Here is a 16,851-nt window from a genome sequence, read left to right as displayed (position 1 = left end):
GAAAAGAATAGCCCACCGCACTGACGCTGTCACTACCGTTTTTGCTTTCCCATTCTTCTTGTCGTGCTTTTCCGAACTTTGGTTACGCCTCGCCCTTGTTCTTTCTTGTTGTCCTTAGTTGACAAGCGTGTCATAATGAACGTGCAAGGCCCCGATATACTGTGTGGCCTGCCCCGGTTCTCTCCCCCGAGACCGGGTTACTGACGGCCCGCGCACACCCCCCCGAGGCGCGGGTCGTCACCTATATCTAGGTACTGACCTTTTTGAGTCCTGATCTTTTTGAGCGCCGAGCCTTTTTCAGCACTTAGCTGAGGGTTGTCCACAGAAGGTAGTTGTCGCAACCACAAAGTCATGGCTGTATGCGTTCGTTGGCTATATGTATCCACAGCCTCCGACGCACTCTCTAGTCTTGGGATTTGTTCCGCGGCAGGCTTAAGTCCATGAGCAAAAATCACCAGAGGCGCGCGGCCCAAGGCGGAGTGAATGCCAGTACTAGGGAAGTCCTTTCTGCTGCCCGCGGAGGACACCATGGCTATATCCTCGTGGCCATCGCCGACCCCATTCTGCGTTCTGAGGCGGTGCATGCCGCCGCGGCAACAAGCCTGGAGGTAGTCCAAGCCGAAGATCCCCGAGACATCATGCGGCTGAGTTCCTCCGCGACGGCAATCCTGGCAGATGCGCTGACCGCTCCCACGCTCGCCGGAGCGGATAGATCGGCTTTAAGCCGAGCAGGCGGCCATACGCCAGTGGTCTTTTTTATGGCTGCGGATCCCGGGCCCATCAACTACGAGGCGGCGCTGAAGTGCCGTGCGCGCCAGGCATTCATTCTTCCCGCAGAATCCACCATGCTCCTGGGTGCTCTCGGAGCCGTAGTGGAGCAATCCACGCAACGCGGTGCGCGCAGCAGCCCCGCACGCGGGGGCTGCATCGCAGTTGCCGGGACTGCCGGGGGAGTGGGGACGTCGACCTTCGCGGTGGCTCTGGCTCGTACCGTCGGCGAGGCTCTGCTCGTTGACGCGGACCCGCGCTCTGGGGGCCTTGATTTGCTGCTCGGGATCGAATCCGTGCCGGGGGCACGCTGGCCGGAGCTGAACTTCGGTGATGGCAACATTGACGCCAACGATCTTAAGCGCGCGCTGCCTGCCACCTCCGATGGAATCGCGGTGCTCTCCCAGGCACGGTCCACAGTGGCAGACTCTTTCCAGCTCAAGCCCGCTGTCGTAGACGGGATTATCAAGGCCATGCACTCCGATCCCGGCTTCATCATCGTTGACTGCCCGGTCGATGCCATCCCCCAGGACTGCCACCACACCGTGTTGATCACCGCGGCTGAGGTGCGCTCGGCAGCGGTGGCGCAACAAGCGGTGCTGCGTCTGAGCTCCTCCCGGATTCCATACAGCCTTGTGCTGCGCCACCGCCAGTGGTCGGGGCTGGACCGAGAGGACGTCGAAAAGCTCGTGCACTGCCCAGTGAGCGCGGAAGTGCCCACCATCAAGGGGCTGATGCGGCACGTGGAAACTAGCGGATTGCCCACGCGGCTTCCCGGAGCATTGACCAAGGCAGCCGAAGCTGTCCTCGCGGAGGCAGAGGGCGGGCGAGCACAATGAGCGACATCCTGGACAAGATGCAACACCTCCTTGCAGCTCAGCCGGAGCTCGCCGTCGATCCCGCAGCGCTGGCACGGCGAATTCGTGCCGAGGCTGGGGTCATCAGTGACGTCGATGTCCTCGAGTTGCTGCGCCGTTTGCGCCAAGATTCTATGGGCCTGGGAAGGCTCGAAAGCATGGTCACGCAGCCTGGGGTCACGGACGTTGTTGTCAATGGGCCCGACAAGGTTTTTATGGACAGGGGCTACGGGCTGGAAGAACTCGACTCACCTTTTGGCAGCGATGCGGAGGTTCGCCAGCTAGCCACCCGCCTTGCCGCCGCGTGCGGAACCCGGCTTGATGATGCACAGCCTTTCGCGGACGGGCGCATCCGTCGCGCCGATGGCACGAGTTTGCGCCTGCACGCTTTGCTGTCACCACCCGCCGTCGACGGTACGTGCATCAGCCTGCGGATCCTAAATCAAGCACAGACGTCTGTGCAGCAGTTGGTGGGCAACCGCACTGTTGCCCCGGAAGCCGCAGACGTGCTCGAGAAGATCGTGAAGAAACGGGTTTCCTTCATCGTCGTGGGCGGAACTGGCTCGGGAAAGACAACTCTGGTCGCCGCACTCCTGGGCTTGGTGTCGGTGAAGGAGAGAATCCTCATCATCGAAGACACCTCGGAGCTGGCGCCGATGCACCCGCATTGCGTGAGCCTGGTTTCCCGGCGCGCCAACGCCGAGGGGGCGGGAGAGATAACCATGGCGCAGCTGCTGCGCCAGGCATTGCGAATGCGCCCAGACCGCATCGTGGTCGGGGAGATTCGCGGGGCCGAGGTAGTGGACTTGCTTGCGGCGCTTAATACTGGCCACGACGGTGGGGCAGGAACACTGCATGCAAATTCACTAGCGGAAGTGCCCGCGCGGATGGAGGCGCTTGCCGCATTGGGAGGTATGGGCCGTCAAGCGTTGCATTCGCAGCTATCAGCAGCTGTTCATGTGGTGCTTGTCATGGAACGGCGACCTGAAGGTAGGAGGCTAGCGCACATCGGTGTGCTCGAGGGAAACCCGGTTGTCCCGCGCATCATCTGGAGTCTGGATTCCGGCAAGTCTGAAGGCTACCCGCAGTTTCTTGACTCTCTGGGGGACAAGTCTGACGGGAAGATAGGGGTGTCACCATGAACCTTGAAATCTATACCGCAATGCTGCTCATCGCCGCGGCGCTGTGTTGTGTGGATCCCCGTGTGAGTGGTCGCGTGCAGCTAAAACAGAAGTCACGACCTGCGGCGAGGATAGTGATCACTAGTGCTGTTGTCGCCGGAATGGTGGTGTTTTATCTGTTCGGAAGACTGAGCGCAGCACTAGCGGCTATCGCGATTAGCTCCTGTATCGTCTGGACAATCAAGAGCTCTCTGCGCTCACGTCAGAATAAGCGCGCGCAGGAGGCAATGGCGGCGTTTCTGGGGGTTGTCACGGCTGATCTGCGCGCCGGGGCCACTGTGCCGCGGGCACTGAATCGCGGAGTGGAAGCCCTCCCCGGCAATGCGCCAACAGAGTTTGCGCAGATACTGCATTCGGCGGCCGTCTTGGCCCACAACGGTGCCTCGCCGCATGTGGCACTGCATGAGGCCACGCACCCGGAATTGCTGCGCTTGGCGTATATGGTGGGACTCGCGCACACTCATGGAATTGCGTTGGCTCCGCTGCTGGAGCAGGCCCACAACAGGATCGACGCTCAGCGCCGGCACGTACAGGCCACTGCCGCGAGCCTGCAGGGCCCACAGGCCACGTCCATTGTCTTGGCCTGCCTGCCGCTTGCGGGCATAGCCATGGGCGGGGCAATGGGTGCTAACTCCTTGTCGTTTCTCCTCGGCGGTGGGCTCGGCGGGGCGCTACTTGTGGGTGGCGTAGTGCTCTTGTGCAGCGGCTTCATGTGGTCGCGCACCATCATTGACAAGGCAAGCCCATGTTAAGCCTGCTGCTTCTCGCCGCGGCCCTGCTTGTCCCTGCTGCGCCCGCCGCAGTCCGAGTAGCCCCACGAAGAGAACCCAAGTCGGCGCGGGACGGGCCTCATCGCCGTAGCGCACTGGTGCACAGAGTGCGCAATCGCGTGCAGGAGCTGCGCGGGACTCGGGGGGATCCGCTTGCCGCCGCAGCCGATATAGAACTCTTCGCTGCGTGCATTAACTCAGGGCTGTCTACCAGGCAGGCCGCGGTGGCTCTAACGCGGGTCTCAGGGCCTGCCACCGTCTCCGCGTGGAACCGCTTAGCGGCTTTGCTCGGGGTGGGCGTGGACGTGTCCTCCGCTTGGGCACACATGCGCGAGGAGCCCTACTTGGGCGCGCTTGCCAGCCTGGTGGTCATGTCGGATCATTCCGGTGCCGCTATTACTGCAGGCTGCCAGAGAATCATCGCCACCCTGCGCGCCGAAGCAACGGCTCACGCCACTGCGGCAGCCGAGCGCGCAGGAGTGTTCATCGCCTTCCCGTTGGCAGTGTGCTTCCTGCCAGCCTTCATCGTTCTAGGACTGGTACCGGTTGTCATCAGCCTTGGTGCCGAGCTCTTCTGACCTAAACCACACAACAAAACACTTCATTTGAAAGGGAACAACATGTTCATCACAACCATCACCAAAATCAAGCAGGAACTCAGCAATGACCGCGGGATGTCGACCATCGAGTACGCCATGGGGTCTTTGGCGGCGGCAGCACTTGCCGCGGTGCTGTACGCCGTCATCAACGGTGGCGGCGTCGTCGATGCCATCGAATCAATCATCACCGATGCTCTGTCTAAAACGCCGAGTTAGATAATGAAAAAGATCGCAGGTGATGCCGGCTCCGTGACGGTGGAAGCCGCTCTGGCCTTGAGCTCGCTCGTCATCGTTGCCGCCGGCATCATCGGCGGGGTATCAACCATGGCGGCGTACATCGCCGCCGTCGATATCGCTGGGGCGGCAGCGCGTTCCCACGCACTCGGCGTGCCCTATCAGCCCGCCGATAGCGACGTTTCCATAGGCGTGGTGGAATCCGGCGGGCTAGTCACAGTCGAGGTCACCGTGCCAGCGGCGCTCATGGATATGCGCGCCACCGCTATCTTTCCAGCGGAGGTCGGCGCGGCATGAAGGTACTACGAAGGGATCAGGGCTATGCCACGGTGGTTTCCGTTGGTATCATCTTGGCAGTTGTCTCACTGCTCTTCGTCGTGCTCTTGGCGGCCTCCCGCGTTGCCGCGCGTCACGAGGCCCAGCAGGCCGCAGATCTGGCGGCGGTGGCGGCGGCATGGGAACTGGCCCTGGGGCGCCCAGCATGCGAGAAAGCAGAGCATGTGGCGGTGCTTAACGACGCCACGGTGCGTGAATGCACTCAAGAGGGCCGTGACGTTGTAGTCATGACGGCAGTACGCGGGAGCGTTGCCAGCGCCCGCGCCGGCCCGGTCTAGCTTTCTTCCGCACTGGGTTGGGGGTGGCCTTGTGTCATGGAGACTAGGGCCCCTAGCAACGTGATGGCTCCGGCCTTGTCCAAGGGATTATTGCCGTTTCCGCACTTGGGGGATTGCACGCAGGAGGGGCAGCCGGACTCGCAGGGGCAGGAGCGAACGGCGTCGAAAGTCGCCGCAATCCACTCGGGGAAGCGCCGAAAACCTTCGTCGGCGAATCCCGCCCCGCCAGGGTGCCCGTCATAGACAAAAACGGTGGGCAGTTGAGTATCGGCATGCAGGGCGGTGGAGACTCCGCCGATGTCCCAGCGGTCACAGGTGGCAATGAGTGGCAACAGGCCAATTGCCGCGTGTTCTGCGGCATGCAGAGTGCCCGGGGTGTCTGCGGCGCTGATGCCCATGGCGGTTAATGCCGAGGGGTCTATCGTATAGGCCACCGCGCGGGTCTGCAGGCGCTGTTCCGGCATGTCCAGCGGGATATCCTCGCCCACAGTGCCATCGGGAAGCCGCACTTGGTAGCCGGTGACTTGATCCGTGACCTCCACATCGACGCTGGCCACCCATAGACCAGGGGAGTAGTTCACCAGGGAATCTGCCTCACGCAGTATGCGAATGTCCGTGGCCGAGCGGGCAGTGGTGGTGTACTCGGGGCTAGCGGGCCGGGCTAGGGCCATGTAGTCGCTCCAGAGGAGATCTTCAATGACATAGGAATTGCCTTGGTGCAGGTAGACCGCGCCGGGATGAACTTGGCCGGCGGCGCGGGCGGCGTCGATTGTCCCTAGCAGGCGTCCATCCGAGGCATCGACGATCATGACCTCTTGACCGGAGCCACCGCGCAGGGTCACGGCTGAATGGGAGGTCTCCGGGGTGAGCTCTGAATCCAGCTGCGGGACGGCGAACCAGCCACGCTCGCGGTGGCGCACCAACCCTTGTTGCTCGAGGGTGTGGATAACCTCCTCAGCGCCAAACGCGGCTATCTCAGCATCGCGCAACGGCAGCTCAACGGCTGCGCAGTAGATGTGTCCGTAGAGGATATGAGGGTTGCTCGGATCGAATACGCTGGCCTCAACGGGCTTGCCTAGTAGGGCTTCCGGGTGGTGGACCAGGTAGGTGTCCATTGGCTCGTCGCGGGCAACGAGCACCACGAGCGAGCCCTGCCCGCGGCGGCCCGCACGCCCTGCCTGCTGCCAAAAACTGGCCACGGTACCGGGAAAGCCCGCGGTGACCACGGCATCGAGGCCGCCCACGTCAATGCCAAGCTCCAACGCTGAGGTGGTGGCGACTCCCAAGAGCGCGCCCTCATCCAAGCGGCGTTCCAACTCGCGCCGATCCTCTGCCAGGTAGCCGGCGCGGTAGGCCGCGATGCGCTGCGCGAAATCGGGGCGCGCGAAGGACCCCGATAGTTCCTCAGCAGCACGCATGGCCACGATCTCAGCCGAGCGCCGCGAGCGGACAAAAGTCAGGGTGCGCGCACCCTCGGCCACCAAGCCTGCCATCATGCTGGCCGCCTCGGTGGTGGCGGCGCGGCGCACGGGGGCACCGTTTTCTCCTTCGGCACCCTCGATGAATCCGGGCTCCCAGAGGGCTACAGTGCGCGCGCCAGTGGGGGCGGTATCTTCCGTGATTTCCACGATGGACTCGGCAGTGCGTCCGGTGAGCCGCTGCGTATGTAGCGCCGGGTCTTTCATGGTGGCCGAGGCCGCGATGATGACTGGGCGGGAACCATAGTGCTCGCACAGGCGCAGCAAGCGGCGCAGGACCAAGGCGACGTTGGCGCCGAAGACACCACGGTAGGAGTGGCACTCGTCGATGACAATGAAGCGCAGGTGCCGCAAGAAACGCGCCCAGCGTGGGTGTGCGGCAAGCACAGACATGTGCACCATGTCGGGGTTGCTAAAGACAAAGCGCGAGGATTCCCGGATACCGGCGCGTGATTCCTGTGGTGTATCGCCGTCATAGGGAGCGGGAAAGATGGACTTGAGTTCTGGGATGGCGCGGCTGAAACCTAGCGCCGAATGCAGCTGATCCGAGCCCAGCGCCTTGGTGGGGGTCAGGTACAGGGCGCAGGCGGTCGGCTCTTGTGCCAGCCTCGACAAGATGGGCAGCTGGTACCCCAAGGACTTGCCGGAGGAGGTTCCCGTGGCGATGACGCAGTCTTGGCCGGCCCATGCGGACTCGGCCACGCGCACTTGATGTTGAAAAAGCGATGTGATTTCGCTCTCTTTGAGAAAGTTTTTCAACCCAGGGAGGACCCACTCCGGCCACGGGCCATATTGGGCCTTCTTGGGCGGGAGTACTGTGCTATATGTGCAGGTAGACTCCGAAATTCGGCGCTGGAGAAACTCCATTAATTCTGTGCCGAAAGGGTGGGAAGAACTCACGGCGGTTACCCCCTTTAGCGTTTTTATTTGGGATTAGACTATCGCGCACGGCCTAAACGTGTCACACTGTCCGTGGCCGATGTTTTCTTGGCGCAGTGTTTTATTAAGGTGCTGGCGAAGATCCATTTACCGCCGAGCGCCCACCTCATGGGGGTTCGCAGATCCATATCAAGACAAGAGGTTTTAAAACCATGGCACAAGGAACCGTTAAGTGGTTTAACGCAGAAAAGGGTTACGGCTTTATTGCGCCGAACGACGGCTCTGCTGACGTATTCGTTCACTACTCCGAGATCAAGGGTTCGGGCTTCCGTTCCCTCGAGGAGAACCAGGCAGTGTCCTACGAAGTAGGAGACGGCCCCAAGGGACCGCAGGCTCAGGACGTTCACGCCCTTTAATTCAGAGCTTTTAATCTCCTGTACCTTTCGAGGTACGGGAGATTTCGCGTTTTCGCCTTAATGCTGAGCTATAGCCCGGATCTTCCTGGCAGCTTAGGGCGTCTCGGCGTAGCCACGGCGGGTATCCCACCACTCCAGCAAGGCGTTCTGCCCGCGCTGCATGCCGAAGCCGATGATGACGGCGGCGATGATGCTGATGACCATCGCCAGGGCGGGGGAATCAGAAAAGGCCATGCCGCCCACGTAGCCGATGGCGAGTGCCTGCGCGGCCCAGATGGCAACGCCGATGGCGTCGAAGAAGAAGAACAGCGGCCACGGGTAGCGCATGGAGCCCAAGAGGATGGTCATAAACAGGCGCGCCGAGGGGATGAAGCGGGCGATGATGATCGCCGCACCGCCGCCGCGACGCATGTTGCGCTTGACCCAGGCTAGGCCCTCGTAGGCGCGGGATCCCTTCTGTACGCGGTTGACCAGCCCCATGAGGCGGGTTCCCAGCAGGAAGCAGAGGTTATCGCCCATAATGGCGGCGACGACTGCCACGAAAAACATGGTGGGAACGTGCGGGATTCCTTGTGATCCTGACCAAGCCCCCACCATGTTGAGGGGGATCTCGGAGGGGAGCACGGGGAAGAAGCAGTCAAAGAAGATGAGGGTGCCTACTAGGGGGTATACCCAATGTGTCAGCATGACAGCTTCGATCCATGCTGTGATCGATGCGATCATAATTCCTCCGCGGGACGTGCGAACTTCGTGTTAGAGTGCCCAACAATGCACTACCGCGCATTATTGGTTGGGGCCATCAAGGCGCCAAGTATAGACCCGCCTGATGGAGGGGTGCGCAGCGAGACATAATAATACTGCCTTAGTCGTTACTGACTAAGGCGATGTACAAGTATCTGTGTACGCTATTGACAATTGTATCCTCGGCACAGGAAGCGGAGGACGCTGATTTTTTAGTTCGAGTCCTCGAAAGGGATGAAGTCGAAGTGGCAGAAGCAGCCGGTCAGGGAAAGACCCTGGTCATCGTCGAGTCGGCGACAAAGGCGAAGAAGATCCAGCCATATTTAGGCGACAAGTACATTGTGGAAGCCTCGGTTGGTCACATTCGCGATCTGCCACGCGGCGCCGCTGACGTGCCCGCGAAGTACAAGAAAGAGCCGTGGGCGCGTCTCGGCGTCAACCCTGAGGACAACTTCACCCCGCTCTACGTCATCAGCCAGGACAAGAAGAAGAAGGTCGCGGACCTTAAGGCCAAGCTCAAGCAGTGCGACCAGCTTTATCTCGCAACAGACCCTGACCGCGAGGGGGAGGCCATTGCCTGGCACCTGCTCGAGGTACTAAAGCCCAAGGTGCCGGTGCGGCGCATGGTCTTCAACGAGATCACCAAGTCAGCCATCATCGATGCTGCGAATAACACCCGCGAGCTCGATGAAAACCTCATCGACGCCCAAGAAACGCGTCGCATCCTCGACCGCCTCTACGGCTACGAGGTATCCCCGGTGCTGTGGAAGAAAGTCATGCCTCGCCTGTCTGCCGGGCGCGTGCAGTCGGTGGCTACTCGCGTCATCGTTGAGCGCGAGCGCGAGCGCATGGCTTTCATTGCCGCGGAGTATTGGGATCTTTCCGCCACGCTGCGCACGCAGTCCCAAGGCGGAGATAATCCTTCCACCTTCAACGCTCGTTTGAGCTCCATCGACGGCAAGCGCGTGGCTGTGGGCCGCGACTTCGATGACCGGGGGAAGGTGAAGAAGGGCGAGGAAGTCGTCGTCCTCAAGCAGGAGCAGGCCCAGGCCCTCGCGCAAGGGCTTTCAGGCTCCCACATGAACGTGGCCGGGGTGGAGCATAAGCCCTATACCCGCAAGCCTTATCCGCCGTTTATGACCTCGACGCTGCAGCAGGAGGCGGGGCGCCGGCTGCACTTTACTTCTGAGCGCACCATGCGCATCGCGCAGCGTCTGTATGAAAACGGCCACATTACTTATATGCGTACGGACTCGACCTCGCTGTCGAAGCAGGGCCTCGACGCCGCGCGCAACGCCGCCACCACCATCTATGGTTCGGAATACGTGGCAGATTCTCCGCGCATTTATGACCGCAAGGTAAAGAACTCCCAGGAGGCGCACGAGGCCATCCGCCCCGCGGGCGAGACCTTTGCCACCCCCGGCCAGCTGGCCGGAAGGCTCGATACGGAGGAGTTCAAGCTCTACGATCTCATCTGGAAGCGCACCGTGGCCTGCCAGATGACGGACGCCAAGGGCACCTCCATGAAGGTCACCGTGGCCGGGCTGTCTACCTCAGGCGAGGAGGTCGAGTTCTCCGCCACCGGGCGTACCATTACTTTCCCCGGATTCCTCAAAGCTTACGAAGACGCCGATACGGGGTCCAAGAAGGCGAAAGACGGCAAGGACGCAGAGACTCGTCTGCCGCACCTGGAGGAGGGCGAGAGCCTTAACGCTGAGCATGTCACTGCGGACGGACACTCCACCAACCCGCCGGCGCGCTATACGGAAGCCAGCCTGGTTAAGAAGATGGAGGAGCTGGGCATCGGACGCCCTTCGACCTATGCCTCCATCATCAAGACCATTCAGGACCGCGGCTATGTGCTCTCTCGCGGCAATGCCTTGGTTCCCTCGTGGGTGGCTTTCGCCGTCATCGGATTGTTGGAGGGCAGCTTCACGGAGCTGGTGGACTATGACTTCACCTCCTCAATGGAAGATGAGCTCGATTCCATCGCCGGGGGCAATGAGGACGGCACGAGCTGGCTCAAGGACTTCTACTTCGGTAACGCCGAAGCCAAGGACGAGAAGGCGGCGTCTATTGCCCGCCACGGCGGCCTGAAGTCCCTCATCGACATCAACCTTGAGGCTATCGATGCGCGCAAGGTGAACTCGCTCAAGCTCTACACCGACTCGCAGGGCCGCGACGTATTCGTGCGCGTGGGCCGCTACGGGCCCTATATCGAGCGTCTGGTGGGCCACAATAAGGAGACCGGTGAGCCCGAGTATCAGCGGGCGAATCTCTCCGAGACCACCACGCCCGACGAGCTCAACGAGGCATTCGCCGAGAAGCTTTTTGCCACCCCGCAGGGCGGGCGCGAGCTAGGCACCAACCCGGACAACGGCCGCACCATCGTGGCCAAAGAAGGCCGCTTTGGCCCCTATGTCACCGAGGTAGTGCGCGAGGACGAGCGCGACAAGGCGGAGAAGGAAGCGTTGGACGTCGTCGCCGCTGAGCGCGCCGCCGAGGACAAGCAGCGCGCGGAAGAAGGCAAGCGCGCCAAGAACTGGGAGACCAAGACGGCCCAGAAGCAGCAGGAAAAGCGCGTGGCCGAATACATTGAGGAAAAGCTCAAGCCCCGCACCGCTTCGCTCTTTAGCTCGATGGAGCCCGCCACAGTGGGTCTTGAGGATGCCCTGCGGCTGCTTTCGCTGCCGCGGGAGGTGGGCAAGGATGATGACGGCGAGGTCATCACCGCCCAAAATGGTCGCTACGGCCCGTACTTGAAGAAGGGGAATGATTCGCGTTCCCTGGCCAACGAGGAGCAGATCTTTAGCATCACCCTCGAGGAGGCACGCCGCATTTACGCTGAGCCGAAGCGTCGCGGTCGGGCGGCGGCACAGCCCCCGCTCAAGCAGTTGGGTGATAATGACGTCTCCGGCAAGCCCATGACAGTCAAGGACGGTCGCTTCGGCCCCTATGTCACCGATGGCACCACCAACGCCTCCTTGCGCCGTGGCGACGATCCTGAGCGCCTGACCGACGCCCGCGCCAACGAGCTGCTTTCCGAGCGTCGCGCCAAAGAGGCCGCCAACGGAGGCAGCGCCGCCAAGCGCAGCACCAAGAAGGCCGCCAAGAAGTCGACGAAGAAGACAGCAAAGAAGTCCACCGCTAAGAAGTCGACTAAAAAGTCGAGAACGAAGGCTACTAACAAAACCACGAAGAAAGCCACGAAGAAAGCAGCACCGGCCAGCGCCCGTTCCTAGGACCGAGCCGCCATGACCATGAGTGTTTTTGAGTTTCGCGCGCGTACCCGGGAGGGCGCCAGCGCCCTAGTACAGGCGGTGAAACGTTCGCCCGAATTGCTATCGCCGCACGCGCAAGTAGCACCACTTGGTGTCGCCGTGCTGGCTGCGGCCGGGGCACAGGTGGCGAAATTGCGCCAGCCCTCGCGTCCTTCCCGTGCCGCCATTGCCGCGGTTGCGGGCAGTTACGCCATCTACTCCGTGTTGCTCTGGCGTCGCGGTGCGCGCAACGATGCCCGGGGTTGGGCTTTGCGCGGCGGCGTGTGGGCTGCAGGGAGCGCGTTGGCTGCGGCCCGAGCCAAAGTCGAATCTCGAGAGGCGGCAGCAGACAAGGCGGCGGTGATGATAGGTGGTGCAGCCACCGCCGTCACCTCGGCGCTGGCAGGTGATAAAAAGCTACGCACCCGCACTAGCGCTGGCGCGAGCCACGGTGCGAATCTTTTGCTGGCCTCCGAATCGCTGACGTATCTGCGCACGCTCCTTGAGGCGACACCGCAGGCTAAGGCCGTGGCTTATGCCGCGCTTGGAGCCCAGGTGCTAGGGCAGTTCCTGCTTGTCGACGCCCTCTTTCACACCCCCCGGCGCTAGCCGTGGAGTGGGTTCTGGGCGCATAGTCTTGCCATAAGACACCCGGCGATGCAGCCACTCGAAGGGGCCGGGAAGCCCACGGGCCTCGAGGATGCAGGCCAGAAAGAGGGTGATAAGCCATACGCCGAAGGCGATCGCCATCTGGCCGGCCGCGCCGAATTGCGGGCCGAAGTTGAGGGTGAAGGGATAAACCAGCGCGAAAAACAGCACGGATTGTCCAAGGTAGCCGCTCATGGAGCGCTTGCCCAAAGCAGCTAGAGCCCATAGGCCGCGGGGCAGAGTTGCGCCCCCACTGACGCGCTCTTGGACGCCGTGGAGGGCCAGCGCTGTTGCAGCGAGGATGGCTGGGCCGGTGAATACTCCGAGGAAGGAGTTGGCCATGAGCCCGGCGGCGGCGAAGGACTCGGGCACGACCCCGATGGAGCCAAGCCCCCACGGAAGGCCGACAAGCACGATGACGGCGCAGCCGGCCACACACCAGGAGATGAGCTGGGTGCGGTGGGAGGCGACATCGCCAAGCGTGCCACGACGCGCCCACACGAAACCGATGATCATCAGCGGCAGGTAGTTAAAGAAGACCAGCGGGGTGCCCGCAAGCTGCAGCAGGAAGAACATGAACTGGGAGCCAACGAGGTGGGGATAGGAGGAAGTGTCGACGGGATCCCCCATGCCACCGGCGGAAAAGTTCACCGCTAGGGAGGGTTCTACGTAGCCCAACACCCCAAAGCCGAGGCCGGCGAGTCCCGTGAGAGCGAGCAAAATCCACGCCACGATCATCAGCGCCCTATCGGAGAGGGGGAGGAGTAAGGCGAGGAGGATCCCAGCTAGCCCGTAGAAGATCATGATGTCGCCGTAGAAGAGGAATATGCAGTGTACGGCGCCGAAGACGAAGAGCCAGCCGTAGCGGCGGATGAGGACACGGCGAGCGCGGCGCAGCGGAAACTCACGTCGCCACAGGCTCAGCGCTATAAGCCCCACACCGAAGCCTAGAAGCGTGGAGAACATGGGAAGGCCGCGCACGTGAACGAAAAGGGCGGCGAATAACACTGCGGCCTTATCGAGGACACTATCGTTGATGATTCCGCCGAAATGGCTGGCAGGGCGGTCGTGGGTGATAATCCATGCGGCCGAAACATTGGCCATTGCGATACCGAGCAGAGCGAGGCCGCGGGCGACATCGGGCACGACCAAGCGCGGGCGGGTGGGCGAGAGCGAGGAAACCTGCGGGGTACTCATGGGTTGAATGGTATAGGAGTCAGCTCCCCAGCGGCTATTGCTCGGCGCGGTCAGCCAGAGTGGGGCGAATGGGGCGGGCCAGCTGCGTCATGCGACGGCGCCCACGCAGCTCAATGGATTTTAGATAGGTCCAGCGCGCTTGTTCCGCCTCGTTGGCGGTCTTGAGCGTGGCGGCGTTGGTGAGCACTTGGCCGGGGGTGTCCTTGGCCAGCTCCGTCAGCCGCGCGGCCTCGTTGACGGCATCCCCGATGACGGTGTACTCGAAGCGATCAGCGCCGCCGATATTACCCGCGACGACGTGACCGGAGGCCACCCCAATACCAGCCTGGAGCTCGAGCCCGCGCAGCTCTTGACGCAGTTCCCGGGCGGCCTTGAGGGCCATGGAAGTGGAATCGTAGACGTTGAGGGGCGCGCCGAAGACCGCGAGCGCGGCGTCACCTTGAAACTTGTTGATGATGCCCTTGTTGCGGTGGACCACCTCGACGACGTGCTCGAAGAACTTGTTGAGCTCCTCGACGACTTCCTCCGGGGTGTGGTTGACAGCGAAGGTGGTCGAGCCGATGACATCGACGAAAAGGACAGCCACCTTGCGGTCCTCGCCGCCCAAGACTGGGCGCTCCTCCAAGGCGCGCTGCGCCACCTCGGTGCCGACGTAGCGGCCGAAGATGTCGCGCACGCGCTGGCGCTCACGCAGCCCGCGCATCATTTCATTGAATCCGGATTGCAGCACGCCCAGCTCAGAGCCGTCATAAATATCGACCTCAGCGTTGGTCTCCCCGCGGCGCACGCGGTTGATGGCGTCTTGGAGTTCCAGGATCGGATCGACCACGCTCATCATGGCAAAAATGGTGCCCATGAGCCCCGTGCCCAGGGCCGTTAGCGCCAAGGCGAGGATGGCGGGGATGATGTCCGTTGCATCGTCGGTGAAGTATCCGGCCCTTTGGCCAATGAGCACCAAGACCACGCCGATAAGTGGCAGCCCGGAGGTCATCAGCCAGGTCGAGATGAGGCGGTACTTAATCGGCGGCTCGAGGGTGGAATCCTCGAAGCGGCGGGCCACGGCCGTGGCTGCCACCGGGCGCACGAGGCGCTCTGCCTGCAGGTAGGTCAGCAGAATGACCAGACAAGCAGCTAGCGCGGCGGAGACGCCGACCACCACCGCCAGCTTGCCGGAATCCGAGCCAGCGATGACCACGGCCAGGATGATGCCGATGAGCCAGACCAAGGCTGCGACCCCGGCCTGATACACCGGGATGCGCAGGACGAGATTGCGCACCATATTGGGATCGTGCGCGTCAGGGTTGCGCTGCCAGTCTAGGACCGGGCGAAAGAGCAGCAAGGTGACGGTGATGCCGATGATGACGGCGAAGACCACATAGAGCACCCCGATGAGGACGAGGTTGGGGATCTCCGTGGTGAAGTCCCGGATCTCCGGCATAGGCAAGAAGAAGCCCACGAAGGTCATGATGGCTACCGCGCCGATGATATTGGAGCCCAGAACGAGCGCCGCGTACATCGGCCATTGGGTGCCCATTAGCCAGCGGGCACCACGCAGTAGTCTGTTCATGATCACATACTTTAGTGACACCAGTAGGCTAGAGCGAGTGAATGGCGAAAGCGTTGCCCATCTACTGGCAGATACCCCTGGGGTTGCCCGGGTGATCCTCGGTGCAGCCGCCGCCGCGCGGGGCGAGGCGGGCGCGGACCCGCGCGCCATGAGCCACTCCTGGCTCTTTAGCGGCCCTCCTGGCTCGGGGCGCTCCAACGCCGCCCTCTACTTCGCTGCAGCACTCATGTGCACCGGCCCGGAGCCGGGCTGTGGGCGCTGCGAGTCCTGTGTGTCCATCCTTGAGCATCAGCAGCACACCGATCTAGTCTACGTGAATCCGCAGGAGCAGTTCATCACCGTGGATACCGCGCGCCGGGTCATCGAGCGCGCCGCCACCATGCCCACGGTCGCACCCTGGCGCGTGGTGATTTTCAACAACGCCGACCGTCTCAACAACCAGGCGGCCAACGCCTTGCTCAAGACCGTCGAGGAGCCGCCCGTTCGCACCGTGATGATTATGTGTGCGCCTTCGGAGGACCCGGCGGATTTCTCGCAGACCCTGCGTTCGCGCTGCCGGCATCTTTATATTCCGGCGCCGTCGGTGGGCGGCATCGTCAAGCTGCTGGTGGCTCAGGGCGCGAGCGAGCACGACGCAAGGCTCGCGGCCGTGACAAGCCTGCGCCACGTCGGGCGCGCCCGCAAGCTCGTGGCGAGCCCGCAGGTGCAAAAGCGCCGCGCAGTGGCCATCAATATCGCCGAGGAAGTATTCCACGGCTCGCAGGGTTTCCAGGCGGTTTCGGGCCTTATCAAGCTTGTCGAAGCCGAATCCAAGTCCACCGCCGCTAAATCCGATGCCGCAGAGTTAGAAAAACTCCAGCAATCCTATGGCGTAGGCGCCAAAGGAAAAGGCGCCGCCAAGGCACAGCGTGAGGCGCGCACGGCCGTCAAGGAGCTGGAGGGCCTGCAGAAGAAACGCGCCAAGCGCCGCATGATCGACATCCTGGATCTTTCCCTTATTGATCTCTCCGGCATCTACCGCGATGCCCTGATGCTCAAAGTCGGCGCTGAGGTGGAGATGACCCATCCGGATTTCAGCGGCCTGGCGGGGGAGTTGGCCGCCCGAGTGAGCGAGGAGGGCCTGCTAGATTGTCAAGCGGCCATTACTTTCTGCCGCGAGCAGCTGACGCAGAATGCCACCCCACAGGTTGCCTTCGACGGGCTCATCGGGCGGCTGCGTCGCGCCTGTGGAACGCGCTGATTTCTTATCTTTCTGTTACCTAGGCTAGAATCCTCAAGTGCTGCATTTTAGGCCCTTTCGGCCTAGAGCCCAGCGTTGCCGCCTTAGCTCAGTCGGTAGAGCGTCTCACTCGTAATGAGAAGGTCGCGAGTTCGATTCTCGCAGGCGGCTCAAGTAAAAGACTAGGACACAGCCGCTTTCCTAAAAAGGAGGGTGGCTTTTCCTATCAGGTTTATGTTTTGGGGTGCTGGAAGTCGCCGTTAGGCGGTGTTGTCCTAACGGCTCGTGTGCGGGGGCTGCCAGACTATCTTTCCGTCTTGGCGGGTCAGGCGCCCGCGACGTGGCGGCGCATTCGGATCATCGTTGTTGGTGCCATTGTGATAACTACACAAGGTCACTAGGTTGGCAACGCTCGTCTCCCCC

At 62.1% G+C, this 16,851-nt stretch carries 15 protein-coding genes, 1 tRNA gene and 1 pseudogene; 12 read left to right on the top strand and 5 right to left on the bottom strand.

Annotation, left to right across the window (positions count from 1 at the left end):
• The first annotated feature begins 440 nt into the window (after window positions 1-440).
• The 7 genes from ssd to B2696_RS06425 are packed head-to-tail and all read left to right on the top strand — an operon-like array spanning window position 441 to window position 5,023.
• Window positions 441-1,607, top strand: a complete 1,167-nt coding sequence (ssd, locus tag B2696_RS06455) for a septum site-determining protein Ssd (protein ID WP_286954550.1) — start codon at window positions 441-443, stop codon at window positions 1,605-1,607.
• Entirely contained in the window at window positions 1,604-2,767 is a 1,164-nt protein-coding gene (locus tag B2696_RS06450) for a TadA family conjugal transfer-associated ATPase (RefSeq protein WP_286954548.1), read from the top strand. The genes ssd and B2696_RS06450 overlap by 4 nt, the downstream gene beginning before the upstream one ends.
• Window positions 2,764-3,558, top strand: coding sequence for a type II secretion system F family protein (locus tag B2696_RS06445; protein ID WP_075728998.1), 795 nt, complete (start codon window positions 2,764-2,766; stop codon window positions 3,556-3,558). Before B2696_RS06450 ends, B2696_RS06445 begins: the two co-directional genes overlap by 4 nt.
• Complete coding sequence (locus B2696_RS06440; protein ID WP_276622431.1) at window positions 3,552-4,154, top strand: type II secretion system F family protein; 603 nt, start codon at window positions 3,552-3,554, stop codon at window positions 4,152-4,154. The genes B2696_RS06445 and B2696_RS06440 overlap by 7 nt, the downstream gene beginning before the upstream one ends.
• Before the next feature lie 42 nt (window positions 4,155-4,196).
• Window positions 4,197-4,391: a DUF4244 domain-containing protein gene (locus B2696_RS06435; protein ID WP_075729000.1), complete on the top strand. Its 195-nt coding sequence runs from the start codon at window positions 4,197-4,199 to the stop codon at window positions 4,389-4,391.
• A gap of 3 nt (window positions 4,392-4,394) precedes the next feature.
• The gene (locus B2696_RS06430; protein ID WP_286954544.1) at window positions 4,395-4,706 is read left to right on the top strand and encodes a hypothetical protein; all 312 of its coding nucleotides are present in this window, start codon (window positions 4,395-4,397) and stop codon (window positions 4,704-4,706) included.
• Window positions 4,703-5,023: an Rv3654c family TadE-like protein gene (locus tag B2696_RS06425; protein WP_075729002.1), complete on the top strand. Its 321-nt coding sequence runs from the start codon at window positions 4,703-4,705 to the stop codon at window positions 5,021-5,023. Before B2696_RS06430 ends, B2696_RS06425 begins: the two co-directional genes overlap by 4 nt.
• On the opposite strand, the gene B2696_RS06420 is transcribed toward B2696_RS06425, so the two are convergent.
• On the bottom strand, window positions 5,020-7,368 hold the full coding sequence (locus B2696_RS06420; RefSeq protein WP_286954568.1) for a Zn-binding domain-containing protein: 2,349 nt from the start codon (window positions 7,366-7,368) through the stop codon (window positions 5,020-5,022). The genes B2696_RS06425 and B2696_RS06420 overlap by 4 nt on opposite strands.
• 224 nt (window positions 7,369-7,592) lie before the next feature.
• Here B2696_RS06420 and B2696_RS06415 point away from each other — a divergent pair, with 224 nt between their 5' ends.
• Window positions 7,593-7,796, top strand: coding sequence for a cold-shock protein (locus B2696_RS06415; protein ID WP_075729004.1), 204 nt, complete (start codon window positions 7,593-7,595; stop codon window positions 7,794-7,796).
• 93 nt (window positions 7,797-7,889) lie between these two features.
• Here B2696_RS06415 and B2696_RS06410 read toward each other — a convergent pair whose 3' ends face one another.
• The gene (locus B2696_RS06410) at window positions 7,890-8,519 is read right to left on the bottom strand and encodes a DedA family protein (RefSeq protein WP_075729005.1); all 630 of its coding nucleotides are present in this window, start codon (window positions 8,517-8,519) and stop codon (window positions 7,890-7,892) included.
• Window positions 8,520-8,782: 263 nt separating this feature from the next.
• On the opposite strand from B2696_RS06410, the gene topA reads away from it, so the two are divergent.
• Both topA and B2696_RS06400 read left to right on the top strand, forming a co-directional pair.
• Complete coding sequence (topA, locus tag B2696_RS06405; protein WP_286954540.1) at window positions 8,783-11,779, top strand: type I DNA topoisomerase; 2,997 nt, start codon at window positions 8,783-8,785, stop codon at window positions 11,777-11,779.
• Window positions 11,780-11,791: 12 nt separating this feature from the next.
• Window positions 11,792-12,406 (top strand): lysoplasmalogenase family protein, encoded by a 615-nt coding sequence (locus tag B2696_RS06400; RefSeq protein ID WP_075729007.1) that lies wholly within the window; start codon window positions 11,792-11,794, stop codon window positions 12,404-12,406.
• Here B2696_RS06400 and B2696_RS06395 read toward each other — a convergent pair.
• Complete coding sequence (locus tag B2696_RS06395; RefSeq protein WP_084559108.1) at window positions 12,356-13,642, bottom strand: DUF418 domain-containing protein; 1,287 nt, start codon at window positions 13,640-13,642, stop codon at window positions 12,356-12,358. The genes B2696_RS06400 and B2696_RS06395 overlap by 51 nt on opposite strands.
• 34 nt (window positions 13,643-13,676) lie before the next feature.
• Window positions 13,677-15,209, bottom strand: coding sequence for an adenylate/guanylate cyclase domain-containing protein (locus B2696_RS06390; RefSeq protein ID WP_075729008.1), 1,533 nt, complete (start codon window positions 15,207-15,209; stop codon window positions 13,677-13,679).
• Here B2696_RS06390 and B2696_RS06385 point away from each other — a divergent pair.
• Complete coding sequence (locus B2696_RS06385) at window positions 15,208-16,449, top strand: DNA polymerase III subunit delta' (RefSeq protein ID WP_075729009.1); 1,242 nt, start codon at window positions 15,208-15,210, stop codon at window positions 16,447-16,449. The genes B2696_RS06390 and B2696_RS06385 overlap by 2 nt on opposite strands.
• Before the next feature lie 77 nt (window positions 16,450-16,526).
• Window positions 16,527-16,599: transfer RNA gene (locus tag B2696_RS06380), tRNA-Thr, on the top strand.
• Window positions 16,600-16,703: 104 nt separating this feature from the next.
• Here B2696_RS06380 and B2696_RS06375 read toward each other — a convergent pair.
• A pseudogene (locus tag B2696_RS06375) lies at window positions 16,704-16,851 on the bottom strand (HNH endonuclease); the annotation flags it as partial.

It is taken from the genome of Corynebacterium sp. UBA4397 (assembly GCF_002390965.1).
Taxonomy (GTDB): Bacteria; Actinomycetota; Actinomycetes; order Mycobacteriales; family Mycobacteriaceae; genus Corynebacterium; species Corynebacterium flavescens.
Note: the sequence above shows the minus strand (reverse complement) of the source record. Positions and strands in the feature narration are given on the sequence as shown.